This window comes from uncultured Nostoc sp., from assembly GCF_937863485.1.
GTDB lineage: Bacteria > Cyanobacteriota > Cyanobacteriia > Cyanobacteriales > Nostocaceae > Nostoc.
In genome coordinates this window covers 1-16,452 of the sequence record NZ_CALMFY010000194.1, presented here as the reverse complement: position 1 = coordinate 16,452, position 16,452 = coordinate 1, and the positions used below count along the sequence as shown (strand labels likewise).

The following is a 16,452-nucleotide window of genomic DNA, read 5'->3' as shown; positions in this document are numbered from 1 at the left end:
ATTGACCACAGTGTTACTTATCAAAAAGTTTTAATAAAAAACATATGTCTTCAACTCCTCTAACCTTGAACCTAATTGAAGGTTCTGTCTCCTTCAGTTTTTCACCCCAAGCAGCACGAGAATTAAAGACAGCGACGGATAAACTGATGGAGCGCCTGAAAGCTGTCGCCGCTAAACCTACTCCTGGCGGCGGTAAAGTCACTCCCCAGCCTCCCCTGGAATATCGTTATACGGGTGAAGTATTTTTAGAAATTTTCTGCAATCCTAATATCTGGCCAACGCCCTTCGCAGCCAAAATTTTGCTGACTGTCCGCAACGTCAACATCCGCTTGACTACAGAAGCTGAACTTACCCGTATCATTGAAGACATTAATCAGTATTTAGAGCAAGTAGGATAATACTTCCGATGATTTTTTATGCTTTTCGAGATTTTTTAAGAAAGAATACTATATAAACTTTAGATTTTGCGAAAGTTGAGCCAGTTGTTTGCAAAGGCTTTACGCTGCGCTATCTGTTGTATCAACTGGTGTCGGTTAGCCCAACTTAGCAAACTTTTCAGCACGGATTTTTATTTTAAACAGCAAGCAAACTATCGCTCACTTGAGGCAAGCGATGTAATGAATTGCAAGTCAAAAGTGAAGTTCCTCCACTTTTATCAGATCAATGTAGGAACTTCACAGAACTTACACACTAGACTCAAGCTGTAGCACCAGATATACAGAACAAATGGTTCTCATATCTACTTCAACTTGAAAAATTGTATAAATTCAGACTCAAATGTTTCTGTATTAATGAAAAACGCAAGATTTTGTATGGGGCAATGCTCATCAAAAACCAGAGATTATTCCCCAGATTGGGCGTCGAATCGTTGATGGTGACATCCACACATCAAAAATAAAGTCCCAATTCCAAATCCGAAATCAAACATTGATTAGTCGTTGTCCCACTGTTCACGACCAATTAGGTCGCCAATGCGATCGCGTAACAAAAAGTCACATTTCTCTAATTCACATTCAACGCAAACCCACTCTCTCGCTGGAATGTATTGGCAGAGGGTATATATTGGCTGTTGTCTGCTAACCATTCCCTTTTGCACCAGTCGGCGTGCTTCGTCTTGAATCACATCTAGAGAGTAGTAATTGATAAAAGGCACCGTATTCACACTCATGGTTTTTACTCACAAATTAACACTTACGATAGTGTTCCCGTTAATAATTAGGAACAAACATTACAGAAATTACAGGTGTGGCTAGGATTTTGTAGTTTGCTATACGGAACTATTTTTATTTTGACGCTACATATCCGGAAAATATTTCAAGAAATGTTAAGAAAGTCAAAAAATCCTGACATTCCGCGAAAATCCGCTTTACAAAAAAAATTCCTTGTAGTTAACTTAACCTGCTAGGGTGGCTGGATGATTTTTATTCAACAAGTCTAAAAGTCTTGCCATCACCGTATTTAGGCAAGATTTGGCGGGTGGGGAGAATTCATATCGCGACGCCGATAGCGTAGCGTTAGCGGTAGCGAGGAACGAGCGTCCGCAGGAGCGTCATAGCCCGCCGCAGGCATTGCTTACATATCAAATAATCATCTTAAAGCCGGATCTAGAACTGCTGGTATTTATCTAAGGCTAAACAACACAAGAATATTTGTCAGATACTACGGTATAAACTGTTGCAAAACATAACGCTTAAAATACACTACGAAGGCTTTTATCCTAGCATTTATTAACAATTTATTAAGTAAAACCGTAATATCTTGGTTATTTTCAGCACTAATATCACACAGTTTTCTTTTGATAAACATCTGTAAAAGGGCGGAGTAATACTAATTCGTAATTAGGACACACTTAACAATTCAAAATGACGCTCTCTACGAGACGCTAAAAGCGAACGCAGACTCGCTCTAAGCGTACCCCTACGGGGATCTTGCTACGCGTAGCGTCTCTAAGAGTTGCCAGCCGCAGGCTTTACGCTGCGCTAACAAAATTCAAAATTGTTCGTCCAACCTCTGGTAGAAAAGAGAGTTTCAGACTCTTATTTAAACCCTCTCTCAAAAGGAGAAGGGGTCTTAAACCCTTTGATTTACGATAAACAGAAAGCATATACATGCAACTACCGATCGCTGAAGTAGATTATGGTTACATTAAAACAGACGCGATCTAGTCACGTCTGTAAACTGTTTGGCGGATTTGCTGAGATTAATTGTTCTGAAGTTACATTGTTATTTAAGTTACTTATTCACTAGATGATTCATCATCTTGATCTGTGCTGTCTTCTACTGATACGAGATTTTCTGGCGGACGCTCATGGTTAAGTTGGTTTAGTAGTGCCAGTACTTTATTACCGCGTTCTATGGAGCGATCTTCGAGAAAGATCACCTCTGGTGTCCGACGTAGCCGTACCCGCGCCCCAAGTTCGCTGCGGACGTAACCCGTCGCCGACTTTAAGCCTGCCATTGTTTCTACCTTAGCTTCATCTGTACCATAGATACTGACGTAGATTTTGGCGTGTTGGAGATCGCCGGAAACATCAACATCAGTAACACTTACCATTCCTGTACCCACACGGTCATCTTTAATGCCGTTGAGCAGCATTTGGCTAACTTCCCGTTTGATCAGTTCAGCAACGCGGGAAACCCGGCGATTTGTAGCCATAAAAATTTCGCCTCCTCACAGAGGTTGTACAACAAAAATAGATGTAAGTTGGGTAGACAGTACTTAGCGTGAGCAACGCCAAGAGCAACCGTCTGTGGGGCACAACCCCGATATAGCGCTAGTCTAGATTGTACTCAAGCCCAACATTGCTCGTAGGGTGAAAGTAAGGAAGACTAGGCTGCCTACAAATAAACCCAAGATAGCGATCAAGGTGACTGGGCGCTTCAACAGTGGCACTAATGGCGCAAAGGTGTTCAGAAACAGGCCTAAGACAATAGTAATTAAGTACCGGGGGTAGCGAAAGACGTTATCCCAAAATCCGTCAAACATCTGAATGTAAACTGCCTTGTTATATACTTACGTTTGTTTTGATATGCTTTATCTACTCAATTGTAATCTATGCGGCTGGAAAATTAGCCAGTTAATCTAAAATATGGCTCGTCGGTTATATTGGCTTTATTTAGTCACAATTATTTTCAATTAAATCGTAGGTAAATGGTAATTCAAATCCCCAAAGAAACTAGCCCACGTCCATTTTTGAAGTGGGCAGGGGGTAAAAGTAGGTTGATACAGCAATATATTCCTTATTTTCCCAAAAGTTATAAAAATTACTATGAGCCATTCTTAGGTGGTGGTGCTGTTTTTTTCTATCTCCAACCAAGTGCAGCGATTTTAACTGATATTAATGCCGAATTAATTAACACTTATTGTTGTGTAAGAGATGATGTTGAGCAATTAATTTCTATATTGAAAGTGCATAAAATCCGACATAATAAAGATTATTACTATAGTGTCCGAAACAACTTGGATGGTACTGATATAGAAAAAGCTGCTCGTCTTATTTATCTTAATAAGACTTGTTTTAATGGTCTTTATCGAGTCAACTCACAGGGCAAATTCAATGTACCTTTAGGCAGATATGAAAATCCCAATATTTGTCATGAAAATTTACTGCGACTAGCCTCAATAGCACTTTCTCATGCAGAAATCCGACAAGCAGATTTTACAGAAGTCTTAAATCATGCGACTAGCAGTGATGACTTTGTATTTTTTGACCCACCCTATCATCCTATCAGTGACACTAGCTATTTTACTGCTTATAATCAAAATTGTTTTAGTAAAAAAGACCAAGAACTTTTAAGAGATACTTGTGCAGAGTTGGCAAGTCGTGGTGTCAAAGTTATGGTATGTAATTCGGATAGCGAATTTATTAGTAAAATTTATAGTGATATCAATTTTGAAACCTACAGAATCAAAGCAGCCCGATCAATTAACTCAAACATAAAAAATAGAGGCATGATTTACGAACTACTAATTACATCTTTTAAAGATTTTTATTTGCCCAAGCAATGAATCTGTCTAAGCTATAAACTGCTAATAAATTATGATTATCATTAACTCGTGCTTTTAGCCATTTGCTTGCGCCTTCTCGCATACCTTCACCGCCTAAAATCACGATAGTTGGTGCAGGGTAATAATTCTGGATATTCATGTTCAAGTAAGGAAATTTTTCATCAACAGAACCGGGGCTTTCTTGCCATTTGCACTCGAAGATTAAACCAGACGGCATTGCAGGTGAGCCAACAACATAAAAATCAACCTTTAAAACGGTATGATAAATTCCAGTTCCAATATAAACTTCTTTTCCATAACGTTTTGGTAATAAAGCAGCATTCAATATAAATTCTTTTGGGACATAGTTCCCTACTTGGAAATAATTATGCCCATTTAAGATTGCTTCTACATTTCCTTCTAAAATATTCCCAGACTTATTTGCCCGTCCGCCTTGAGTCAGAGCCATCATCAATCCCTCTGCCAAAAGTCCTGTTTATTATAGGATTTCACAGAAGTAGTAACAAATAATCAGTTGCTTAATATGAATTTTTGATTTTGACTAAACAAGGTTGGATTAATAGGCAAAAAATCCGAAAAACTTGGTATTTTTGTACTAGATAAATACAAATGTATTAATAATTGGGATCAAGAACGAGTTGCTAATTCAGGAAGTATGAAAGAAATGGGATTTTCCTTTTCTCTTTGCCCCTTAACCTTTTTCCTAACCTCTCTAATAACTAGAATTGAGCTTGGATAAATTTTAGTGATTTCGCCTTAGCTTTAGCCTGTCTGAGCTTCAGTATGACCGTTGCGGATAGTCCATGCTAGTTCTAAGAGTTGAGTCCAGCGCTTTTGTAGCTGTTTGGGAGTGCATTTAATGGCTTTGGCGATCGCTTGGTCGTTTTGCCTTGCAGTTTTTAACTCTAATATTTGCTGTTGCTGTTGTGTGAGTTGATTTAAAAAGACTTCCCACTGCTGGGAAGATAAACCCAATTTTTGTTCTAAACCTGCACCTAACCATTGATGTACCAATTGCCAATGGTGTTGTTTGGCAAACTTTTCTACATGGTATTTAAAGCGTTGTTGGAGATAATCGCGCTGACGGCTAGTTAAACCGAGAATTTGGTCAATTTCTGGGGCTGAGAGGTCTTGGAGTTTCAGGCTGAGGTAGTTCATACAGTCAGATTGGCCTTGAGACTCCAGGTATTTCATCAATTCAGTGATGACGCGATCGCGTTCTGACTCTTCTGATGGATCAAAATTAGTTTGGGCAATCATTTGCGATCGCAGCTGTTGCACCGCCGAGTTACGCTGGTAAGATTCTGCTTCTTCACCCTTAGCAGACTCTACCGCCATTTCAATATCCACAGTAGTTTCTTGCGGCTGACGACGAGCAAAACCTTGGGCCCGCAAGATAATCAATTGCTGATTTGCACCACCAGGTAAATTGATCCGGCGTTTGGCATACTGTTCTGTAAACGCCATATATTCAGCTAATTGCAGCTGAGTACGCGGCGTATGATCATTAGGTAGTTCGTTTTCTCTGCGGAAAGCTTTGATAGCTTCAATATAAAATGCTTGTAAAAAATCTTCAATTAGGCTGTAACGAGCCTCAAAGCCCAACTCAGAGCCGGATATAGTTACATGGCGGTAAACCATAGCACCCAAATTGCTATGTAATTCCACCCGCCCTTGTTTGGAACCTAGTTGGTAGTAACGTAAGCACTTTTGCATCCGATGCCTTCCCAACGTAATCTGCCAGGATTTGATTTGCCCAGATGTTTGGATACGGGAGCTTTTGTCGCAAATGCGTTCTACTTCTATAGCTATGCGGTTTGCTAAAGCTTCTACGCATCTGGGTGCTGCTTTCACTTGTGCTTGCATTTCCTGACACAGCAATTCAATCAAGTTACCACTGCTGCTGTCTGAAAATTCTTCGGTCGAAAGGTGATTATCAAAAATAGGTGTAGAGTTTGGTAGATTAACGACGTTAGCTTTCATGACTTTTCCAGGGAGTAGTATTGCACCGTAATTACAACGCAGACACAGCAATCAAGGCTAGCCAAGGCTTGTGAATCTTTGGGCATTCATCCATTAAGACTTGCCGCATGTAATGCTCACATCTAAAGCTCATATATAAAACTGTAGGAAATACGAGAGAGTTACGGTTATGACAATGTGTCGGTTTTTTCACAAGCCGCCACATTCACGCGGGAACATGAGTACCCGTCATTTTCTCAAACTTGTCAAATCCCTTGCTGTACCGACTATTGCCACCATCCTGTTATTGCATCTGTGCCCATCGTAGACATCGCCTTTAAATATGACAGTTTCAAAACTGGAGTCGCTTTTATCACAATTTCCGAAACAAAGAGGTGTGCCTGTGAAGTTTTATTCTTATACCCATGCTGCTGCTGCTTCCCAACCTAAACCCCTCCGTATAATTACTGCTTCCTCTGCCGTCATATCCAAGATGGTAGACACTTCATATGTAGGTTCTTCGCCAGTATCTACAATTATGTCTACCAAGTTGTCCAAACGGTCAAATAGCTCTACCCGCGACTGAACAGTTTCTGGATCTATCCGAATCATCCCATTATCTGCTTCATCTGCTGGCAGATGTGCTGAAGTTGAAATAATCGGATTGCCCAACGCTGCCAGCAACTCCAAACACACAGTATGGTTTGGTACTCTAATTCCAGTAGTTTTCCGCTTGGGGCTTTGCACCAATCGCGGTACTAATTTAGTTGCTGGGAGCAAAAACGTGTATGGCCCTGGAATCAGGCGTTTCATAATCCGATAGGCTGTGTCACTTACGAAGGCATAAGTTGCCACATTTGAAAGCGAGGGAGATAAAAATGTCAGTGGTTTATCATTTGCTAGCTGTTTAATTTGCCGCACTCGTTCTACCGCCGACTTGGCATTCAAATCACAACCGATCGCATAGACTGTATCAGTAGGGTAAAGCATGACTGCGCCACTAGAAAGCGCCGACTTTATTTCCTCTATTCGGCGAATTTGAGGATTATCCGGATGAACTGGGAAAATTTTTGCCATAGAGTGATTGAGAATTGGGGATAGGGGAGAATAACTAATGACTAATGACTAATTTATTATGAATAAAATTGCTTATCTTCAATGTCCGACAGGGATTTCTGGTGATATGTGCCTGGGTGCTTTGGTAAGTTTGGGTGTTCCTGTGGAGTATTTAATTGAAAAACTCAATGGGTTGGGTATTGAACAGGAATATCAGTTAAGGGCGGAATTTGTCCAACGGAATGGTCAGCAGGCAACTAAAGTCCATGTGGATTTAGTAGACGATCATCACCACCACGACCACGAACACAGTCACCATCACACACGCCACTTGCCAGAAATAGAGGAGATGATTATCAAAGCGGGGTTGCCACCACGGGCAGAAGCTTGGAGTTTGGCGGTATTCCAACAGCTAGCAGTCGCTGAAGGGGCGGTGCATGGCATTTCGCCTGAAAAAGTTCATTTCCATGAGGTGGGTGCTGTAGATGCGATCGTCGATATTGTAGGTACTTGCCTGGGGTTGGATTGGTTGGGGATTGAGAGCAATAACGAAGGATGGCCTTTACTTTACTGCTCGGCGTTCCCGACTGGTGGCGGCACTGTTCGAGCTGCACATGGTCAGATGGCAGTACCAGTACCAGCGGTATTAAAGCTGTGGGAAATGCGGAGTTGTCCAGTTTATAGCAATGGAATTGACAGAGAATTGGTGACACCTACAGGGGCCGCGATCGCTACTACTTTGGCAAAAGACTTTGGTTCACCACCTGCGATCGCTATCAAGCAGATAGGACTGGGAGCAGGAACCATAAATTTACCCATTCCCAATATTTTACGCCTCTGGCTGGGTGAAAGCCCAAGTTTACAGTCTAATTTTAGCGATTCTGAAGATACTATCGCAAATTTAGAAAATTTCAGCGATTTTGAAGATACTAGCTCAAATTTAGAAACCATCTCGGTACTAGAAACTCAAATTGATGATTTAAACCCGCAAGCGATCAGCTATGTGTTTGAGGCGTTGTTTGCGGCTGGTGCGGTGGATGTTTTTACCCAAGCGATCGGCATGAAAAAGTCCCGTCCGGGGATTTTGCTGACTGTGATTTGTCATCCAGAAAATTTACTCAGTTGTGAAGCGGTTTTATTTCGCGAAACCACTACTTTAGGCATTCGGCGAACAACTCAGCAACGCGCCATTTTACAACGGGAAATTCAACAAGTGGAAATTGAATATGGCAAAGTGCGTGTCAAAGTAGCATGGAAGGGAGAATTACCAGAAAAAGTTATTGTTAATGTGCAGCCAGAATATGAAGATTGTGCAGAGTTAGCTCGAAAACATAATATTCCCTGGCGCGAAATTCAACGACTGGCGCTACAGCATTGGTATTTAGTCAATGGCTGAATCTCCTCGTTCCCAGTCTCCGACTGGGAATGCCATCCTCAAGGCCCCGCCTTGCCTCACACATCAATCAACTCTACCTGCAATAAACCTAGTTGCCCGATGTAATTGCGGCAACTAGAATACCGCCAATGTGCCGGATCATCCACATAACCACGTCTGACTGGATTGTTGTGAATATAATCTAACTTTTGTCTCAACATTTCCTCATCCAGAATTGCTTGCGGATGGAAACCTTCTTGCCAAAGTTGATATTCTTGTCTTGTCTTATGTTTTAATTTATAAAACTCAAGCTAGTTAAGTATGTAGTTGGAATTATTTTTCTCAAGTAAGTCAATAATACAGCGAGCCGTGAATGATTTAAAGTTTCCTATTTCTTTTGATAAACTAGCGGCTGAGGCGATTATATGGAGATGATTTTCCATAATTACGTAAGCGTATAAGGTTAAACGCTGCTGATGTTGCAGAAAATTGAGAGAATCTAAAATAATTTGTGTAAATTCAACTTTGCCGAATAGTGGTATCCAATTTATAACTGTGCAGGTGAGGAAGTGTGGCTGGGTTCCTAGTACGTGGTAACGGCTGCGTCCCATGATTTCTATTTAAATTAGAGGCGGAGCCTCTAGGATGGCATTCCCAGTCGGAGACTGGGAACGAGGGAATTGACTAGCTTAGAGCTTTCACTAAGTACTGTGTCAATGTAAATGCATCTACACCCAATTCGGTACGCTCTTGGGCGGCTATTATACCCGCTTGTGAATGCCACCAAGCGGCAGCTGCCACAATATCTTCTACGGGAATCTGTTTAGTTGCTGCTTGCGCCAACAATCCACCCAGTAGCCCAGTTAACACGTCGCCACTACCACCACGTGCTAAGGCGGGTGTGCTTTCAGGAACAATCCAAACGGCACCTTCAGGGTTTGCGATCGCAGTTCTTGCCCCTTTCAACAACACTACCGCCCCACTTTGCGCTGCTGCTTCCTGTACTGCTTTCACCCTGTGATGCTTGGCATCGGCGACATCAGGAAACAATCGCTGGAATTCGCCAGTGTGGGGTGTGAGTACGGTTATGGCAAGACGTTTTTTTAATGTGGCGATCGCTCCCATTTGTGCCAGGATATTTAAACCATCGGCATCGAGAAGCAAAGGGCGATCACTTTCTATGACTTCTTCCACAATCGGAGTAGCATCTCGTGTTAAACCGGGGCCACAGGCGATCGCATTAAAGGAACTTAGATCAGTTTTTTCTGGTAATTGCAATTGAGCGATCGCTCCGGTTTCCGTCTCTGGACAACCGATAATTAACGCTTCTGGCAAGTGTGACACCAAAAGAGATTTTAGCGATTCGGGTACGGCAATCGAAAGCATCCCCACACCACTAGCCCTAGCACCCAAACCAGTTAAAATTGCTCCACCTGCATAGCGCCGCGAACCGCAAATCAACAGTAAATGTCCTTCTTTATATTTGTGGGTGACTGCTGGACGGGGTAGGGGTAAAGTAGCAAGTGCCGTTGCTGATGTAATACGTTTAATCCTGGGTGCATCTTTGAGAACAGCTTCTACATCAGCTAAAGGAATATCGAAATCGATTAACTCAGCTTTGCCGAGATATTCCAGCGCCTGATCTTGGAAGAAAGCTAGTTTCCATAAACCCAAGCAAAAAGTGTGAGTGGCGCGAATCGCAGTTCCTAATACAACGCCAGTGTCGGTGTGTAAACCTGAAGGTAAATCGATGCTATAAATCGGCACAGACAATTCATTTAGCTGATTAATTGCAGAGGCAATGGGATCAGTGAGGTTTTTTTCTAAACCATACCCAAACAAGCCATCAATCAACAAATCAGAATCTGGCAGTTGCTCAATTGTTTGATAAATTGGAATGCCCAAACTCTGAGCATACTGCAAGTGCTGCGAAGTTAATTCCTTAAGCTTAGAGAAAGGAGAATAAATCCAAATCTTATACCCGCGAAAGTGTAATTCACGAGCTACTACTAAAGCATCCCCGCCATTATGACCGGGGCCGACAAGAATTCCCACACCAGAAGCAACATCTCCCTTTTTAAGGGGATTTAGGGCGATATCTTGAATGCGACGGGCAATTAATCCCGCCACCTTTTCCATCAAAGCTACTACAGGCATTCCTGCTGCAAAGATCCGCTCTTCAATATCGCGCATCTGCCCAGCAGTCACTACCACTTGCGAAATTTTTTCTTGCTTGTTCTGCATCAGTCCTGAGTGCTGAGTTATGAGTTTCAGTGAACAAGAGGTTTACTACTTTACTCATCAGCTTACCTTGGATGTGCTTACCACCTAGCAACTTTTCACTTTGCTGACTGAGGTTAGCTTTGAGTAAATCGCGGTAGTCAATCAATTTATTAATACAGTTTTGCGTAAAAGCCTAGCGTTCTTAATGCAGGGGGACGCATTGGCATTGCAGAAGAACGCATTAATAATGCAGCCGACTACATTAACATTGCAGGGGACGCATTAACATTGTATTGAGATACATTGGCATTGCAGAGGGACGCATTAACATTGTATCAAGATACATTGGCATTGCAGAGGGACGCATTAACATTGTATTGAGATACATTGGCATTGTAAGCTATTGCCAAATTTAATTCGCTAGGAATTAATCAAATGCTCTACTGAGTCAGTTCGTTGACAGGTAACTTTCCGTTTCCATGCCGATTAGGAGGTATTGCCACAGGCTGATTTAGCACAGTAAGGAATCACTTGGTTTTTTAACCAAACCATTTCCTGACTGTTGCAGAACAGTTCCCATGCCTGATTGACTAAACTCTTCAGTACCATAGCTAAAATCACAGGTGATACTTGCCATGCTGCAAGCGCTCGAAAAATATTTTGATTTACTGTTCCATAGCAGCAAGACATTTATAAAGTGGCGATCGCCTGATCCGCTAATCTGAAGAGAATATCGATCATGAGATAACTAGGAATTTTCTTTAATAGTGACTAATCCATGTATGCCTAGCGCTGCAATTACTCTTTCCAGTAATCCCCAAGTTTCATCGGCAAACACATTGATGTGATGAATGTAGGTGCGATGATCGGCGGACTCTAACTGTCTATCATTTACTTTTCCCACCTCTAGCAGGTTTTCCACATACCTTTCAGCTTTGATCGGTGCTGCATAATCGAGATTAAATCAATACAGCGATACTCCCACCACTGCCAAACCTGGAAAAACCAAGGTAATTAAGAGAATTACTATACGTGCGTTCATACATCTCATCGGCTGATATACCTGCTTATGACATAGCTGGAATTCTTGTCTTACAACTTGGCAGACCAATTTAATAATGCCAGGACTTACGCAAGAACTCTTTGAAACTCTTATTCCTTTGTGTCCTTTGCGTCCTTTGCGGTTCGTTTTATCATGATTTTGCGTAAGTCCTGAATGCGTTGGAGTAGGTGAATCATATTTTGGGAATAATCCTCATAGTGTTTGAAAGCATCATTTTGGTTTGGCTGCACACTATGAGAGCGCGATTTATCGGAAAAAAACAGATTTATTGCTGTTTATCTATTGCATTTTGCTGCATTTTATGTACTTATTTGGCATTAAGTCCAGCCGACGCAACGTCTACAGAGTCTATTGATACTTTGCAACAACAGCAGCAACAAATGAACCAGCAGCATCAGAGTGTGGTTAACGATCGCGATCGCTTAACAAATCTCCAACAAGAGGCCCAACAACACCTGACTGGTTTAAAGCAAAATCTGCAAACCACAGATAGCTACATTCAAGAGAGCGAATCACGATTACAACTCGCCACCCAACGCCTCCAGCAGTTAGAAGCTGATTTAGCTGTAGCCCAACGTGACTATCAGGAGCGGCAAATAGCAACAGTAGCACGATTGCGTTATCTCCAGCGATCGCCTGCATCTGTTGGATGGGCAGTTTTGCTCCAAAGTGAAAATATCAGCGATTTTATCAGCCGCCGTCATCAGTTGAAGTTAGTGTATCAGGCAGACCAGAAAATTTTGGTAAAACTCAACGCTCAAGCAAACCTGATCAATAAACAGAAAACGGACGTAGAACAGCAAAAAAACGAAATTGCTTTGATTCGTGAGCAACTGTTAGCACAAAAAGCCGATTATCAAACTCAGGCGCAGTCACAATCAGAATTGATTCAACGCCTGAATAGCGATCGCCTAGCCTTGGAAGCGGCGCAAAACCAGCTAGAAAGGGAATCCAAAAATCTGGAAATCTTGATTCAACAAAAGGTAGCAGAAGCTAGAGCAGCAGAAGAGGCGCAAGCAAAAACCAACAGCCGGACAAGCATGATCATTCGGGGAACTGGTGTAATGGCATATCCTAGCGACGCTCCTACTAGCAGTCCCTTTGGCTGGCGGATGCACCCAATTCTTGGCTATCGTCGCTTTCATGCCGGGTTAGATTTTGCCGCTAGCTATGGTAGTACAATTCGGGCAGCCGATTCAGGAAGAGTGATTTTTGCTGGGTGGTATGGTGGTTATGGCAGAGCTGTAATTATCGACCACGGCAATGGCATGACTACACTGTATGGACATACCAGCGAGTTGTATGTCACCGAAGGACAAGCAGTTGAACGTGGACAAGCGATCGGTGCTGTCGGTTCTACAGGTTTCTCAACTGGGCCCCACCTCCACTTTGAAGTTCGTCAGAATGGTACACCAGTAGACCCAGCTAATTTTCTTTAACTCAGAAACCAAGTTTCTTTAGGCTACAAATTTTATCACAGACATGTTATAATATGAAAAATTAAGGGCGCGTAGCTCAGTGGATAGAGCAACAGATTCCGGTTCTGTGGGTCGGGGGTTCAAATCCCTCCGCGCTCGTTACCTGTAGATTAGCTAATTATTTATTACTGTTAACATATTAACTGTCATATATATTAGGATAGGATGGACTTTCCTAAAGTAGGTTATTAATTCTGTCTAAGGTAGAGTTTTTCCGTTTGACATAGCAATCTAGAATCAAACGCGCAGAAACAAGATCCTTGACTTTTTTGAGAAGTCGGGGATGTGTAGCTTGCTGTTTCTGATTTATCAACAATTAGCCGAGAAACTGCGAAAATAGGGATTCTCGAAATAATATAGAAGCGATGCCTTCTCTACGAGAGGCTGACGCTCGTTCGCCCTTGGCGTCTCCTTTTGGGAGAGGACTCGCTACCGCAACTCTTAGAGACGCTGCGCGAACGCTAACGCCAACGGCGAGCTTTACGCTAACGCAGGAGTTAAGTTAAGTGCCGCGTGGAATAAGGAAAAACAGTAAAAAGCAAGCAGAGAAAAACGGTTCTCTTGATTTACCACTTCTAGAGTTAGCGCAAGCTGGCGATCGCTTGGATATTCCGGCAATGGAACAATGGCTGTGGGATGCTGCTTGTAAGATACGCGGTGCGACGGATGCACCAAAATTCAAAGATTTTATTCTGCCGCTAATTTTCTACAAACGGCTGTCTGATGTCTTTGATGATGAGTATGAAAAGTGCGCCGAGAAGTTTGGGGGTGGAGACTTAGCCCGTGCTTTCATTGAAGCAGATCATCAAGATGCAATTAAAAATAATCGTCAGCCGATTGTGCGTTACTATGTCCCGCACGAGTACCGTTGGGATGCAATTCGCTTTCATCCTAAAGATGGCTTAGGAGAGTTTGTCACAACGGCGATGCGGGAAGTGGCAAAGCGCAATCCTGGGTTATCGGGAACGCTGACGCTGAAGGATTATAACGAGAAGCAAAGCAATCAGCGCGTTTTGGATGATGACCATTTAAAAGACTTGATTGAAGTCATCAGTCGGCATCGGTTGGGGTTAAAGAATACCAATGCGGATGTTTTAGGGGAAGCTTATGAGTATTTGCTGCGAAAGTTTGCTGAAGGACAGGGGCAAAGTGCGGGGGAGTTTCTCACACCATCAGAGGTGGGTTGGTTGATTGGAGAAATTATTGACCCTGAACCCTACACAAAGATTTATGACCCCACTTGTGGATCGGGAAGGTTGTTGACTAAGCCGCGTCTGGTGTTCAACCGCAAGCATCCAGGCCAGGAGAGTAAAGCACCTCGGTTATTTGGGCAAGAGTTGAACTGGACAACTTTTGCCATCGCTAAAATGAATATGTTTTTGCAGGATTTTACTGATACACAAATTGAGATTGGCGATACATTTAGGCAACCTAAATTTACGGTTGACAAGAAGGTGATGCGCTTTGATTATGTAGTTGCTAATCCGATGTGGAATCAGGATAATTACGGCGCAGATGCTTACGAAGAAGATTCTTTTGAACGCTTTAAAGACGGAATTGCCTCCAAATCTTCAGCAGATTGGGGATGGGTGCAGCATATTTGGGCATCGCTGAAAGATAACGGACGGGCGGCGGTTGTTTTGGATACAGGTGCAGTGTCTCGCGGTTCGGGGAGTCAGAACAAAAATCAAGAAAGAGACATCCGCAAGGAATTTGTGGAAAAAGACAGAGTTGAAGGGGTGATTTTGCTACCTGAAAATTTGTTTTATAACACAACTGCGCCAGGGGTGGTAATTTTGTTAAATCGCCTGAAACCTCTGAATCGTAAGGGCGAGTTTTTACTGATTAATGCTGCTGATTATTTTGTCAAGGGCGATCCGAAGAATATTTTGACGCAGGAAGGGATTAAGGCGGTTGATGAGGTTTATCGCAATTGGGAAACGCGGGAGAAGCTGAGTAAAGTTGTTAAGTTAGAAGAATTGAGAGAAGCCGATTATAATCTTAGTCCGTCGCAGTTTGTGGATGTTAGCGATAAAGTTGTGCATCGGGCGATCGCGGATATTTTGACAGATTTGGCGGTAGCAAGACAAGACAGGGAATGGGCGGATAAGGATTTAGCTGAGGTGTTAGCAAAGTTGAATTTATAGCGTTTTTCATTATATATCCTTGGACTCCATAAACCTGTCAGTTCACAGATAAGGGCACTCTACTGCCGAGGCAAGGTCGGATCAAGTTATGCGGAAACTTCTCAACGTCTCCCCTCTATCAGGTTTGTGGGATGCGATCTGCTTTGCAGCAACGCTAGGCTAACGCCTCGCTTCGCTAACGTGATCGCTTTGGGCCCCGAATCATCCCTACTCAATCTTCCAATTAGGCGTATAACCAGAAGTAACTTGGCTATACATTTGCAAGACCGATGCAGAAATACGTCCTGAGAGTTTTGCGATCGCCCATAGCGCTCTTGTAAAATCATTTTCAATTGTTGAGAATTCGTCCAGGAAAAAGTTTATGGCAGATAAGTCCGGTCAAGACCCCTCGGAAATCCCAGTGGCAACGGTTGATGAAGAACGAAAAGGCGCAACTTTCAGCGGTACGGTCATCCTTGGTATAGATCCTGAGGGTGGGGCAGTCGTTTTCTTTAAAGACTTTTTAATTGAAGATTATAAAGGCGAACTTACCGCTTATCTGGCAACAGATGGCGATATAAAGAAAAGCATTGATTTAGGCGAACTCGATCATAAAAGCCCCAGTTTTAAGCTGCCAATTCCGCTGGGAACGGATACATTACCCTACAATACAGTCGTGTTGAGCGACAAAAAAAGCAAGAAAAAAATCCTGACGATCGATCTATAAAATTTGTAACTTAGCTCGTAGTTCAGCCAAATTCGATTGCCCTCCTGTATAGATCTCAAATGGGTTCTATAAAACGATGTCTGAAAAGTCCTTTTGTTGGTAGCAAAACGTTTTAGATCCCCCTAAATCCCCCGATAAATTGGGGGACTTTGATTCCGGTTCCCCCCTTAAAAAGGGGGGCTAGGGGGGATCAACAAGTGCCTAAAATCACAGCCAACCACTTTTCAAACAACCTCTAAGGCGATCGCATTTGTTATTTCGGCGTACGCATTTGTTGATTTGGGGTTCGCATTTGTTGATTCGGCGAACGCAATTGTTGATTTGGCGAACGCAATTGTTGATTCGGTGATCGCATTTGTTGATTCGGCGAACGCAATTGTTGATTCGGCGTTCGCATTTTTTTATTTGGCGTTCGCATTTTTTTATTTGGCGT

18 protein-coding genes and 1 tRNA gene are annotated in these 16,452 nt (G+C 42.6%); 7 read left to right on the top strand and 12 right to left on the bottom strand.

Features of this window, described 5'->3' with window-relative positions:
* Window positions 1-44 precede the first annotated feature (44 nt).
* Entirely contained in the window at window positions 45-398 is a 354-nt protein-coding gene (locus Q0541_RS26370; RefSeq protein WP_298917886.1) for a hypothetical protein, read from the top strand.
* A gap of 533 nt (window positions 399-931) precedes the next feature.
* Here the strand turns inward: Q0541_RS26370 and Q0541_RS26365 are convergent.
* The 3 genes from Q0541_RS26365 to Q0541_RS26355 form a co-directional block, all read right to left on the bottom strand.
* Window positions 932-1,168, bottom strand: coding sequence for a DUF4327 family protein (locus Q0541_RS26365; RefSeq protein WP_273762671.1), 237 nt, complete (start codon window positions 1,166-1,168; stop codon window positions 932-934).
* 1,068 nt (window positions 1,169-2,236) lie between these two features.
* The gene (gene rbfA / locus Q0541_RS26360; protein ID WP_273762673.1) at window positions 2,237-2,656 is read right to left on the bottom strand and encodes a 30S ribosome-binding factor RbfA; all 420 of its coding nucleotides are present in this window, start codon (window positions 2,654-2,656) and stop codon (window positions 2,237-2,239) included.
* Between the two features lie 123 nt (window positions 2,657-2,779).
* Window positions 2,780-2,986: a DUF751 family protein gene (locus tag Q0541_RS26355; RefSeq protein WP_273762674.1), complete on the bottom strand. Its 207-nt coding sequence runs from the start codon at window positions 2,984-2,986 to the stop codon at window positions 2,780-2,782.
* Between the two features lie 165 nt (window positions 2,987-3,151).
* On the opposite strand from Q0541_RS26355, the gene Q0541_RS26350 reads away from it, so the two are divergent.
* Complete coding sequence (locus Q0541_RS26350) at window positions 3,152-4,009, top strand: DNA adenine methylase (protein WP_298917882.1); 858 nt, start codon at window positions 3,152-3,154, stop codon at window positions 4,007-4,009.
* Here Q0541_RS26350 and Q0541_RS26345 read toward each other — a convergent pair.
* The 3 genes from Q0541_RS26345 to Q0541_RS26335 all read right to left on the bottom strand — a co-directional run bounded on the left by Q0541_RS26345 (window position 3,981) and on the right by Q0541_RS26335 (window position 7,048).
* Complete coding sequence (locus Q0541_RS26345) at window positions 3,981-4,457, bottom strand: PD-(D/E)XK nuclease superfamily protein (RefSeq protein WP_298918018.1); 477 nt, start codon at window positions 4,455-4,457, stop codon at window positions 3,981-3,983. The two genes, Q0541_RS26350 and Q0541_RS26345, sit on opposite strands and share 29 nt — an antisense overlap.
* A gap of 314 nt (window positions 4,458-4,771) precedes the next feature.
* Window positions 4,772-5,992 (bottom strand): HetZ-related protein, encoded by a 1,221-nt coding sequence (locus tag Q0541_RS26340; RefSeq protein WP_298917877.1) that lies wholly within the window; start codon window positions 5,990-5,992, stop codon window positions 4,772-4,774.
* 396 nt (window positions 5,993-6,388) lie between these two features.
* Entirely contained in the window at window positions 6,389-7,048 is a 660-nt protein-coding gene (locus Q0541_RS26335; RefSeq protein WP_273762677.1) for an L-threonylcarbamoyladenylate synthase, read from the bottom strand.
* Window positions 7,049-7,106: 58 nt separating this feature from the next.
* Here Q0541_RS26335 and larC point away from each other — a divergent pair, with 58 nt between their 5' ends.
* Complete coding sequence (larC, locus tag Q0541_RS26330) at window positions 7,107-8,423, top strand: nickel pincer cofactor biosynthesis protein LarC (RefSeq protein WP_298917872.1); 1,317 nt, start codon at window positions 7,107-7,109, stop codon at window positions 8,421-8,423.
* A gap of 56 nt (window positions 8,424-8,479) precedes the next feature.
* On the opposite strand, the gene Q0541_RS26325 is transcribed toward larC, so the two are convergent.
* From Q0541_RS26325 to Q0541_RS34625, 5 genes are all read right to left on the bottom strand, one after another.
* Entirely contained in the window at window positions 8,480-8,623 is a 144-nt protein-coding gene (locus Q0541_RS26325; RefSeq protein ID WP_298917869.1) for a hypothetical protein, read from the bottom strand.
* Between the two features lie 90 nt (window positions 8,624-8,713).
* Entirely contained in the window at window positions 8,714-9,013 is a 300-nt protein-coding gene (locus Q0541_RS34630; protein ID WP_366941934.1) for a transposase, read from the bottom strand.
* Between the two features lie 73 nt (window positions 9,014-9,086).
* Complete coding sequence (locus tag Q0541_RS26320; RefSeq protein WP_298917866.1) at window positions 9,087-10,646, bottom strand: NAD(P)H-hydrate dehydratase; 1,560 nt, start codon at window positions 10,644-10,646, stop codon at window positions 9,087-9,089.
* A gap of 465 nt (window positions 10,647-11,111) precedes the next feature.
* On the bottom strand, window positions 11,112-11,315 hold the full coding sequence (locus tag Q0541_RS26315) for a hypothetical protein (RefSeq protein WP_298917863.1): 204 nt from the start codon (window positions 11,313-11,315) through the stop codon (window positions 11,112-11,114).
* Between the two features lie 58 nt (window positions 11,316-11,373).
* Window positions 11,374-11,547: a hypothetical protein gene (locus tag Q0541_RS34625; protein ID WP_366941933.1), complete on the bottom strand. Its 174-nt coding sequence runs from the start codon at window positions 11,545-11,547 to the stop codon at window positions 11,374-11,376.
* 374 nt (window positions 11,548-11,921) lie between these two features.
* Here Q0541_RS34625 and Q0541_RS26305 point away from each other — a divergent pair, with 374 nt between their 5' ends.
* The 4 genes from Q0541_RS26305 to Q0541_RS26290 all read left to right on the top strand — a co-directional run bounded on the left by Q0541_RS26305 (window position 11,922) and on the right by Q0541_RS26290 (window position 16,019).
* Window positions 11,922-13,127: a murein hydrolase activator EnvC gene (locus tag Q0541_RS26305; RefSeq protein WP_298917860.1), complete on the top strand. Its 1,206-nt coding sequence runs from the start codon at window positions 11,922-11,924 to the stop codon at window positions 13,125-13,127.
* A gap of 65 nt (window positions 13,128-13,192) precedes the next feature.
* A tRNA-Arg gene (locus tag Q0541_RS26300) sits at window positions 13,193-13,265 on the top strand.
* Between the two features lie 407 nt (window positions 13,266-13,672).
* A complete protein-coding gene (locus Q0541_RS26295) occupies window positions 13,673-15,313 on the top strand; it encodes a class I SAM-dependent DNA methyltransferase (RefSeq protein ID WP_298917856.1) in 1,641 nt (546 codons plus the stop codon).
* 361 nt (window positions 15,314-15,674) lie between these two features.
* The gene (locus tag Q0541_RS26290; protein WP_298917854.1) at window positions 15,675-16,019 is read left to right on the top strand and encodes a hypothetical protein; all 345 of its coding nucleotides are present in this window, start codon (window positions 15,675-15,677) and stop codon (window positions 16,017-16,019) included.
* A 253-nt stretch (window positions 16,020-16,272) separates the two neighbouring features.
* Here the strand turns inward: Q0541_RS26290 and Q0541_RS26285 are convergent.
* Window positions 16,273-16,452, bottom strand: a 180-nt coding sequence (locus Q0541_RS26285) for a hypothetical protein (RefSeq protein WP_298917852.1), incomplete at its 5' end; no start/stop codon positions are given.

What these genes read in the sequence shown, in the direction of transcription:
- Q0541_RS26335 (WP_273762677.1), bottom strand. Translation starts at nt 7,048, where the DNA reads ATGGCAAAAATTTTCCCAGTTCATCCGGATAATCCTCAAATTCGCCGA.
- Q0541_RS26315 (WP_298917863.1), bottom strand. Translation starts at nt 11,315, where the DNA reads ATGTCTTGCTGCTATGGAACAGTAAATCAAAATATTTTTCGAGCGCTT.
- Q0541_RS26290 (WP_298917854.1), top strand. Translation starts at nt 15,675, where the DNA reads ATGGCAGATAAGTCCGGTCAAGACCCCTCGGAAATCCCAGTGGCAACG.
- rbfA (WP_273762673.1), bottom strand. Translation starts at nt 2,656, where the DNA reads ATGGCTACAAATCGCCGGGTTTCCCGCGTTGCTGAACTGATCAAACGG.
- Q0541_RS26320 (WP_298917866.1), bottom strand. Translation starts at nt 10,646, where the DNA reads ATGCAGAACAAGCAAGAAAAAATTTCGCAAGTGGTAGTGACTGCTGGG.
- Q0541_RS26355 (WP_273762674.1), bottom strand. Translation starts at nt 2,986, where the DNA reads ATGTTTGACGGATTTTGGGATAACGTCTTTCGCTACCCCCGGTACTTA.
- Q0541_RS26350 (WP_298917882.1), top strand. Translation starts at nt 3,152, where the DNA reads ATGGTAATTCAAATCCCCAAAGAAACTAGCCCACGTCCATTTTTGAAG.
- Q0541_RS26305 (WP_298917860.1), top strand. Translation starts at nt 11,922, where the DNA reads ATGAGAGCGCGATTTATCGGAAAAAAACAGATTTATTGCTGTTTATCT.
- Q0541_RS26365 (WP_273762671.1), bottom strand. Translation starts at nt 1,168, where the DNA reads ATGAGTGTGAATACGGTGCCTTTTATCAATTACTACTCTCTAGATGTG.
- Q0541_RS34630 (WP_366941934.1), bottom strand. Translation starts at nt 9,013, where the DNA reads ATGGGACGCAGCCGTTACCACGTACTAGGAACCCAGCCACACTTCCTC.
- Q0541_RS26325 (WP_298917869.1), bottom strand. Translation starts at nt 8,623, where the DNA reads ATGTTGAGACAAAAGTTAGATTATATTCACAACAATCCAGTCAGACGT.
- Q0541_RS26370 (WP_298917886.1), top strand. Translation starts at nt 45, where the DNA reads ATGTCTTCAACTCCTCTAACCTTGAACCTAATTGAAGGTTCTGTCTCC.
- larC (WP_298917872.1), top strand. Translation starts at nt 7,107, where the DNA reads ATGAATAAAATTGCTTATCTTCAATGTCCGACAGGGATTTCTGGTGAT.
- Q0541_RS26340 (WP_298917877.1), bottom strand. Translation starts at nt 5,992, where the DNA reads ATGAAAGCTAACGTCGTTAATCTACCAAACTCTACACCTATTTTTGAT.
- Q0541_RS26345 (WP_298918018.1), bottom strand. Translation starts at nt 4,457, where the DNA reads ATGGCTCTGACTCAAGGCGGACGGGCAAATAAGTCTGGGAATATTTTA.